Source organism: Actinomadura chibensis NBRC 106107 (genome assembly GCF_001552135.1).
In the GTDB taxonomy this organism is placed as follows: domain Bacteria; phylum Actinomycetota; class Actinomycetes; order Streptosporangiales; family Streptosporangiaceae; genus Spirillospora; species Spirillospora chibensis.
In genome coordinates, this window is the sequence record NZ_BCQP01000082.1 from 1 (window position 1) to 9927 (window position 9927).

A 9927-nucleotide genomic window follows, 5' to 3' on the forward strand; every position below is an offset into this window, starting at 1 on the left:
GGCGGTCAGCGCGCCCACGGTCGCGTCGTCGAGCACCCCGGCCGCGTGGACGACCGCGGTGACCGGGTACTGCGCGAGCACCCGGGCCAGGTCGTCGCGGTCGGCGGCGTCGCAGGCGGCGATCGTGACGTCGGCGCCCAGACCGCGCAGCTCGTCCGACAGCTCGGCGGCGCCCGCGGCGGCGGGCCCGCGGCGGCCGACCAGCACCAGCCGGGTGACGCCGTGTCCGGTCACGAGCCGCCGCGCGACCAGCCCGCCGAGCGTGCCGGTGCCGCCCGTGATCAGGACGCTGTCGCCGGGCCCGAGCGCGGGCCGCCCGCCGGGCGGCCCGGCCGGGCCGAGCCGCGGCACGTGGACCACTCCGGCGCGCACGGCGAGCTGCGGCTCGTCCTCGGCCAGCGCCTTGCGGAGCGCGCCGATCGGCAGGTCGCCGGGCGGCCCGTCCAGGTCGAGCAGGACGAACCGGTCCGGGCTCTCGGTCTGCGCCGCGCGGACGAGCCCCCACACCGGCGCCTGCGCCAGCCCGTCCGGGTCCTCGTCGTGGACGGCGACCGCGCCGCGCGTGAGGAACACGAGGCGCTCGTCGCCGATGTGCGGGGCCTGGAGCAGGTCGAGCGCGGCGCGGGCCGCCGAGTGCGCCGCCTCGACCGGGTCGCCGCCGTCCTCCGGCGGCGCGACGAGCACGATCGCGGGCGTGCTTCCGCTCTCGCGCAGCGACGCGAAGTCGGCGTAGGACGCGATGCCCTCGGGCGCGCCGTCCCCGACGAAGGCGAGTTCGCCGCCGAACTCGTCGGCGGTCTCGGGGAGCGCCGTCCAGCCGACCGCGTACATGCCGTCGCCGGTGGAGGCCAGCGCGGCGGCCGGGGTCGCGTAGGTCGTGAGCCGCTCCACGTGGGCGACGGGCGCGCCGTCCGCGTCGGTGATCGTCACCGTCACCGCGTCCTGCCCGCCGGGGCGGACGCGGGCGCGCAGCTCGGACGCGCCCCGCGCGTGCAGGGTGACGCCCGTCCAGGAGAACGGGAGCCGGATCCGGCCCCGGTCGTCCTGGCCGAGGAGCCCGGTCAGGCCGAGCGTGTGCAGCGTCGCGTCGAGGAGCGCGGGATGCAGGCCGAACGACCGGCCGCCCGCGTCCTCGGGCAGGCGGATCTCGGCGAACACCTCGCCGCCGCGCCGCCACGCGGCGTGCAGCCCCTGGAACGCGGGTCCGTACTCGTAGCCGTCTTCGGCGAGCTTCTCGTAGAGCGCGTCGACGTCGACGGGCTCCGCGTCGGCGGGCGGGTCGCCGGGAAGGCTCCGCGGAGCCGCCGCGCCGTCTTCGGCGAGCGACCCGGTCGCGTGGCGGGTCCAGGGCGAGGTGCGGTCGCGGCGCGAGTGGACGGAGACCGGGCGGCGCCCGGCGTCGTCCGGCGCGGACACCACGACCTGGAGGTCCACCGCGTCCTCCGCCGGGACGACCAGCGGGGATTCCAGGGTCAGGTCGTCGAGGGAGTCGTGGCCCGCGACGCGTCCGGCGTGGAGGGCGAGTTCGACGAACGCGGTCCCCGGCAGCAGGACGGTCCCGAGCACCGCGTGGTCGGCGAGCCACGGGTGCTCGCTCAGCGAGACCCGGCCCGTCAGGACGACCTGGCCTCCCTCGGCGACCTCGACCGTCGCGCCGAGCAGCGGATGCTCGGTCGGTTCGAGCCCGGCCGTGGACACGTCGGCCGTCCCGGAACCGTGCAGCCAGTACCGCTCCCGCTGGAAGGGGTAGGTGGGGAGGTCGTGTGCGGGTGTGGTGGGGGTGGTGGGCCAGGTGGGGTGGAGTCCGTGGGTGTAGGCGGTGGCGACGGCGCGGGTGAATTGGTGGGTGGCGGGTTTGGCGCGGCGGAGTGTGCCGATGGCGTGTGCGTGGTGGTCGGTGGTGTCGATGGTGTCTTGGATGGCGGTGGTGAGGACGGGGTGGGGGCTGGTCTCGATGAAGAGGGTGTGTCCGGTGTTGAGGAGGTTGTGGATGGTCTCCTGGAAGCGGACGGTGTGCCGCGCGTTGCGGTACCAGTAGTCCGGGTCGAGCCCCGCGGTGTCGAACTCCTCGGCCAGCACCGTCGAGTGGAACGGGATCTCCGACGTTCTCGGCGCGATGTCCTCGATCGTGGTGAGGAGCCGTTCCCGGATGGAGTCGATGTAGGAGGAGTGCGACGCGTAGTTGACGGGGATCAGCCGCGCCTGGACGTTCCGCTCGTTGTAGCCCGCGACCAGTTCCTCCAGCACCTCCGTGGGCCCGGAGACGATGGTGGTGCTGGGCCCGTTGACGGCGGCGATGTGCAGGTCACGCTGAGCGGGGATCTGGTCGTGCGGCAACGGGATCGACGCCATCGTCCCGGTGTTCTGGAGGGTCGTGAGCGCTTGGCTGCGCTGGGCGATGACTTTCGCGGCGTGGGGGAGGGTGAGCGCGCCCGCTGTGTAGGCGGCGGCGATTTCGCCTTGGGAGTGTCCGATGACGGCGTGCGGGGTGATCCGGTAGGTGGTGCGGTAGTGGTGGGCGAGGCTGGTCATCACGGCGAACAGCGCGGGTTGGACGATGTCGACGTGGTTGAGCGCTTCGGGGTCGGGGTTGGTGAGCAGGTCGAGGAGTGACCAGGTGGTGTGGGCCGCCAGCGCGTCGTGGCACGCCTGGATGTGCTCGGCGAACGCGGGCGAGGTCTGAATGAGTTCGGTGGCCATGGCAGGCCACTGGCTGCCCTGGCCTGGGAAGACGAACACGACCTTGGGATCGGACGCGGCGACGTTCTGAACCGCGTTGGACGACGGCGTCCCGTTCGCCAGGTCGTCCAGCGCCGCGAGGAGTTCGTCGCGGTCGGCGGCGTGGATCGCGGCGCGGTGCTGGAAATGCGTCCGCGCCGCCAGCGCGCGGGCGGCGCCGTTGAGATCGAGCCCGGCATCGTCCCGCGCGTAGGCGCGGAGCCGCGCGGCGTGCGCGCGCAACGCCGGTTCGGTCTTGGCGGACAGGAGCCAGGGCAGCGGGTCGCCGCTCTCCGTCGCGGGCTCGTCGGCGGCGGGCGCCTGTTCGAGGATGACGTGGGCGTTCGTCCCGCTGATCCCGAACGAGGAGACGGCCGACCGGCGCGGACGCTCGGCCGCGGCCCATTCCGTCCGCTCGGTGAGCAGGCTGACCGCCCCGGACTCCCATTCCACGTGCGGCGAGGGCTCGTCGGCGTGGAGCGTCTTCGGCAGGACGCCGTGCCGCATCGCCTCGACCATCTTGATGACCCCGGCGACGCCCGCCGCCGCCTGGGCGTGGCCGATGTTCGACTTGATCGACCCCAGCCGCAACGGCCGGTCCGCGGGACGCTCCCGGCCGTAGGTGGCGAGCAGGGCCTGCGCCTCGATCGGGTCGCCGAGCGTCGTTCCCGTGCCGTGGGCTTCGACGGCGTCCACGTCGTCCGGCCGGAGTCCGGCGTTGGCGAGGGCCTGCCGGATGAGGCGCTCCTGCGACGGGCCGTTCGGGGCGGTGAGGCCGTTGCTCGCGCCGTCCTGGTTGATGGCGGACCCGCGGATGACGGCGAGGACGGGATGCCCGTTGGCCTCGGCGTCCGACAGCCGTTCCAGGACGAGCATTCCGGCGCCCTCGCTCCAGCCCGTCCCGTCCGCCGAGGCGCCGAACGACTTGCAGCGCCCGTCCGCCGACAGCCCGCGCTGGCGGCTGAACTCGACGAACATCCCGGGGGTCGCCATGACCGCGACGCCGCCGGCCAGCGCGACCGTGCACTCCCCCTGCCGCAGCGCCTGCGCGGCCAGGTGCAGGGCGACCAGGGACGACGAGCACGCGGTGTCCACGGTCACGGCCGGGCCCTCCAGCCCGAACGTGTAGGCGATGCGCCCGGACGCGACGCTCGCCGTCCCGCCGGTGAGCAGGTAGCCGTCGAGGCCCTGGGCGGGCTCGTGCAGCCGGGGCCCGTAGTCCTGGGTCATCGCGCCGACGAACACGCCCGTGGCGCTGCCGCGCAGGGCGGACTCGTCGATCCCGGCGCGCTCGACCGCCTCCCACGCCGTTTCGAGGAGGAGCCGCTGCTGCGGGTCGATGGCCAGGGCCTCGCGCGGGCTGATGCCGAAGAACGCGGCGTCGAACTCGGCGGCGTTCGTGAGGAATCCGCCGTGCCGGGTGTAGGTCGTCCCGGCGTGCTCGGGGTCGGGGTTGTAGAGCCGCTCCAGGTTCCAGCCGCGGTCGGTCGGGAAGCCGGAGATGGCGTCCGTCCCGGTGTCGACCAGGCGCCACAGGTCCTCCGGCGTCTGGACGCCGCCCGGGTAGCGGCACGCCATTCCGACGATCGCGATCGGCTCGTCGGCGTCCACCGGCGCGGCCGGCACGGCGGCGGTCCCGGGGTCGGGCTCGCCGGTCAGCTCGGTCAGCAGGTGCCCGGCCAGCTCGGCGGGCGTGGGCCGGTTGAAGACCAGCGTCCGGGGCAGCGTGAGGCCGGTCGCGGACGCCAGCCGGTTGCGCAGCTCGACCGCCATCAGCGAGTCGAAGCCCAGCTCCTTGAAGGACCGGTCGGTCTCCACCACGTCCGGCGTGACGTGTCCGAGGACGACCGCCGCCTGCGTGCGGACCAGCTCGCGGAGCGCCTGCTCGCGCTCGGCCGGGCGCCGCCCGCGCAGCCGCGCCGCGAAGGCCGCGTCCTCCGCCGGGCTCTCGTCCGCGCGGGCGGGGGCCTCGGGCGGCTCGGTCAGGACGAGCGCCGACCCCCCTTCGTCGAGCGCCTGCCAGACGGCCGCGACGACGAGCTCCGCGCTCGCGTCCAGCGCCGGGTCGACGACGACGGACGCGCCCGCCGCGCCACGGTCGCGGTGCGGGCGAACCAGCGCGTCCAGGTGCGCGGCGATCGCGGCGGCCCGGCCGGGAGCCGCGCTCCCCACCGCCACGACGGCCGTCACGCCGGGGACGTCGAGCCCCCAGCCCGCGGACGGCTCGGCGACGACGACCTCCGCCGCGCCGCGCCGCGTCAGCGCCCGCGCGATCTCCTCGCTCCACGCGCCCGCCGCCACCAGGACGGTGCCGCCGCGCACCGGCGCTCCCGCGTCCGCGCCGGACGCGGCGTCGCGCGGCGCGGCCTCCAGCGAGGGCACGAGCACCTCGCCGCCGCGCACGGCCGCGACCTCGGCGCCCGCCAGGCCCGCGAGCACCGCGCACAGCGCGGCCCCGTCGCGCTCGTCGAGCACCTCGGGGAGAACGATCTGCCTGCCGCGCCCGCCGGGCGCGGACGTCCATACGGGCACGTCCTCGCCGACCGTGCCGGGCAACGCGCCGTCCGGGGACAGGGACAGCGCTCCGGCGAGCGGCCCGTCGGCGTCGAAGACGACCTCCGCGCCATGCGAGGTGAGCGCCCGCTCCACCGCCGGAGCCGAACCGGGCGGGGCGGCCAGCAGCCACCGCCCGGACAGCGACACCTTCTCGGGCAGGCCGGAGACGGGCGTCCAGCGGACGCGGTGCCGCCACGGCCCGAGCACCGTCTCGTGGCGCCGCCGCCGCGCCCATTCCGCCAACGCGGGGACCACGTCCCGCAGCGGCTCGTCGCCGCCGACCTCAAGCTCGCCGGTCAGCGCGTCGAGGTCGCCCTCCTCCACCGCCGACCAGAACCGGCGCTCCGCCGGGGACCCGCCGCCCCCGTCCTCGGCGCCGGCGCCGTCCGGCCAGTGGCGCTCCCGCTCGAACGCGTACGTGGGCAGCGGCACCCGCTTGACTTGCCGCCCGGCGAACACGGCGGGCCACGACGGCGACAGCCCGGCGACGTGCAGCCGCGCCGCCGACTCCAGCACCGTGCGGCCGGAGCCCTCGGTGCGCTGGAGCGTCCCGACCGCGACGCACGCGGCCCCGGCCGCCCCGGCGTCCTCGAACGTCTCCTGGAGCCCGAGCGTCAGCACCGGATGCGGGCTGACCTCGACGAACACCCGGTGCCCCGCGTCGATCAGGGCGCGCGCGGCGGACTCGAACCGGACGGTCCGGCGGCCGTTGGCGAACCAGTACTCCGCGTCCAGCCCGGCCGTGTCGATCGGCTCGCCGGTCACGGTGGAGTAGAACGCGACGTCCGACGACCGCGCCTCGATCCCGGCCAGCGCCGAGACGAGGTCGTCGCGGATGTCGTCCATGTGGGGGGAGTGGGAGGCGTAGTCGACCGGGATCCGGCGCGCCCGGACGCCCTCGCCCTGGAGGGCCTCGACCAGTTCGCCGATCGCGGCGTCCTCGCCGGAGACGACCGTCGAGCCGGGGCCGTTGACGGCGGCGACGGTGAGGCGGCCGTCCCAGGCGGCGAGGCGGGACTCGACCGTCCCGGCGGGCAGCGGGACGGACGCCATGCCGCCCCGCCCGCTCAGCGTCACCAGCGCGCGGCTGCGCAGCGCGATCACGCGGGCGGCGTCGTCCAGGGACAGCGCGCCCGCGACGCACGCCGCCGCGATCTCGCCCTGCGAGTGGCCGACGACCGCCGCCGGCTCGACGCCGAGCGACCGCCACAGCCCGGCCAGCGACACCATGATCGAGAACAGCACGGGCTGGACGACGTCCACCCGGTCCAGCGACGGCGCGCCGGGGACGCCGCGCAGCACGTCGAGCAGAGACCAGTCGACGTGCGGGCGCAGCGCCGCGGCGCAGGCGTCCATCTCCCGCCGGAACACCTCGGACGACTCCAGCAGCTCCACGCCCATCCCGGCCCACTGCGACCCCTGGCCGGGGAAGACGAAGACCGGCCCGCCGGGGTCGTCGTGGGCCGTGCCCTGGACGGCGCCCGGAGCGTCGCCCGTCGCGGCGAAGCCCTCCAGCGCGCCGAGGAACGCGGCGCGGTCGCTCTCGACGAAGACGGCCCGGTGCCGGAACGCGGTGCGGGTGGTGGCGAGCGACCAGCCCACGTCGGCCGGGGACAGCTCGGGGCGGGCGGACACGTGCGCGTGCAGCCGCTCGGCCTGCCGCCGCAGCGCCGCGGCCGTCCGGGCCGACAGCACCCACGGCGTCGGCTCGTCCGACTCCTCGGCCTCCGGGGGCTCCGCGCGGGGCGGTTCGCCGACGACGACGTGGCAGTTCGTCCCGCCCATCCCGAACGAGCTGACCCCCGCCACCAGCGGGGCGGACGGGTCGGGCCACGCGCCCAGCGCGTCCTGGACGCGCAGGTTGAGCGCGTCGAGATCGATCTCCGGGTTGGGGCGCTCGTAGTTCAGGCTCGGCGGCAGCTCGCGGTGCGCGACGCTCAGCACGGCCTTGATGAGCCCGGCGATCCCGGACGCGCCCTCCAGGTGCCCGACGTTCGTCTTCGCCGACCCGACGGCGAGCGCCGCGCCGCGCGGCCCGGCGAACGCGGCGCCGAGCGCCGCCGCCTCGATCGGGTCGCCGACCGGGGTGCCGGTGCCGTGCAGCTCCACGTACTGGACGTCCGCCGGGTCCACCTCCGCCCGCGCGTGCGCCCGCCGCAGCACCTCCGCCTGCGCGGACACGCTCGGCACGGTCAGCCCGTCGGTCGCGCCGTCGTTGTTGACCGCGCTGCCGCGGATCACGCCGTGCACGGTGTCGCCGTCCGCGAGCGCCCGGGCGAGGGGCTTCAGGACGAGGCACCCGCCGCCCTCCCCGCGCACGTAGCCGTTGGCGCGGGCGTCGAAGGTGAAGCAGCGGCCGTCCGGGGACAGCCCGCCGAACCGCGCGGCGCGGCGGGTCCCGTCCGGCCCGGCGATCAGGTTCACGCCGCCCGCGAGCGCCAGCGCCGACTCGCCCGAGCGCAGGCTCTCGCACGCCATGTGCACCGCGACCAGCGCGGACGCCTGCGCCGCGTCGACCGTGAGGCTCGGCCCGTGCAGGCCGAGCGTGTACGACACGCGGTTGGCGATGATGCCCCGGTTCGTGCCGGTCATGGTGTGCTGCGTGACGCCCCGCCGCCCGAGCCGGGACAGCAGGACGCTGTAGTCGTCGCCGATCGCGCCCGCGAACACGCCGGTGGCGCTGCCCGCGAGGTCGCCGGGGACGATCGCGGCGTCCTCCAGCGCCTCCCACGCCAGCTCCAGCATGAGCCGCTGCTGCGGGTCCATGACCTCCGCCTCGCGCGGCGAGACGCCGAAGAACGCCGGGTCGAACATCTCGATGCCGTCGAGGAACCCGGCCCGGTCCGGGCCGCCGCCGGGCAGGGCGCGGCGGCCGGGCGGCGGCGCGGCGACGGCGTCGACGCCGTCCCGGAGCAGGGCCCAGTAGGCGTCCGGCCCGGCCGCGCCGGGGAACCGGCAGGACATCCCGACGATGGCGATCGTGCCGTCCGGGTGATCGAGCGTGACAGTCATCGTGCGTGGCTTCTCTCTTCCGATGCGGCAGCATCGAACACTCTCCGAAATGCTCCTTAAGCAGCGCTAATCCGGTACTTGGCCGGGCAGCTTCAGCCCTGCCTTATCCGCGCCTTAGGGATGCCTGGTGCATTGGCGGAACTCGATTCCGCTGCGGAATTCCTGCCGCCGACGATAGGGAGCGGAACAATATGGCCGACGACCTGACCACCGACCATCCGCCTTTCCCGGTGCCCCGGGGCTGTCCTTTCGGGGGGCCGGAGCGGGCCGCCGGACCGGCTGCCGAACCGCCCCTGACGCGGGTCACCCTGCCCACCGGAGGGACCGCCTGGGTGGTCTCGGGGTTCGAGCGGGTGCGGCGGCTGCTGGCCGATCCGCGGATCAGCTCGGACCGCCGACGACCTGGGTTCCCGCACATGGCGCCGGTGCCGGTCGGCAACCCGCCCGACGAGACGCTGCCGATGGTGACCCTCGACGCGCCCGAGCACACGGCGCACCGCCGGATGTTCGTCAACGAGTTCACCGTGCGGCGGATGCGCCAACTGCGGCCCCGCATTCAGGAAATCGTGGACCAATGCGTGGACGACCTGCTCGCCGGCGAGCGGCCGGCCGATCTCGTCCAGACCATTTCGGTCCCGGTGCCCTCGATGGCGGTGTGTGAACTTCTGGGCGTCCCGTACACGGACCGTGACTTCTTCAAGGCGCGCACCCAGAAACTGCTCGACCGGCACAACAGCGCGGCGGAAATGCGGAAGGGCTTCGGGGAGCTCATCGGCTATTTCGACGAGCTCATCACGCTCAAGGAGAAGGATCCGGGCGACGACCTGCTCGGCCGGGCGATCGTGAAGTACCGCGAGGCGGGCCGCTACAACCACGCCTACATGGTCAACACCGCCACGATGCTGCTCAACGCGGGCCACGAGACGACCACGAACATGATCTCGCTGTCGGTGGTGGCGCTGCTGGAGCACCCGGCGCAGCTCGCCGAGCTGCGCGCGGACCCGGACCTCACCGCCCACGCCGTCGAGGAGCTGCTGCGCTACTTCAGCGTGGTCGACCTCACCGTCGGCCGGGTCGCGACCGAGGACATCGAGATGGACGGCGAGACGATCCGCGCGGGCGAGGGCGTCATCGCGCGGCCGAGTCTGGCCAACATGGACCCGGAGGTCTTCACCGACCCGCACCAGCTCGACATCCACCGCGAGGAGGCGCGCCACCACGTCGCCTTCGGCCACGGCGGGCACAACTGCCTCGGCCAGAACCTCGCGAGGGAGGAGCTGGAGATCGTCCTGAACACGCTCTTCCGGCGGGTCCCCGACCTGCGGCTGGCGAAGCCGGCCGACGAGCTGTCCTACAAGGACACCGAGCAGGTGTACGGAATCCACGAGGTGCCGGTGACATGGTGAAGACAGTGCGGCTCCAGGTCGACCGGGAGCTCTGCCTCGGGGCGGGACGGTGCGTCCTCACCGAGCCCGACCTGTTCGACCAGGACGAGGACGACGGCCGCGTCCTGCTGCTGACCGGCCCGGACGAGGAGCCGGAGGTGACGGCGGCGGTCCGGCGCGCCGTCCAGTTCTGCCCGACCGGCGCGCTCACCCTGTCGGACGACTGACCGTCCGGCGGCCTCCCGGCCGACCGGTA

3 protein-coding genes are annotated in these 9927 nt (G+C 74.9%); 2 read left to right on the plus strand and 1 reads right to left on the minus strand.

The window, feature by feature from the left end; translation table 11 throughout:
- Positions 1–8286: type I polyketide synthase (locus ACH01S_RS45585; RefSeq protein WP_067904327.1), on the minus strand; the 8286-nt coding region annotated here is incomplete at its 3' end.
- 332 nt (positions 8287–8618) lie between these two features.
- Here ACH01S_RS45585 and ACH01S_RS38450 point away from each other — a divergent pair.
- Together ACH01S_RS38450 and ACH01S_RS38455 are read left to right on the plus strand one after the other, a co-directional pair.
- Entirely contained in the window at positions 8619–9692 is a 1074-nt protein-coding gene (locus tag ACH01S_RS38450; RefSeq protein ID WP_218010541.1) for a cytochrome P450, read from the plus strand.
- On the plus strand, positions 9686–9898 hold the full coding sequence (locus ACH01S_RS38455) for a ferredoxin (protein ID WP_246236704.1): 213 nt from the start codon (positions 9686–9688) through the stop codon (positions 9896–9898). Before ACH01S_RS38450 ends, ACH01S_RS38455 begins: the two co-directional genes overlap by 7 nt.
- The last annotated feature ends 29 nt before the right edge of the window (positions 9899–9927 follow it).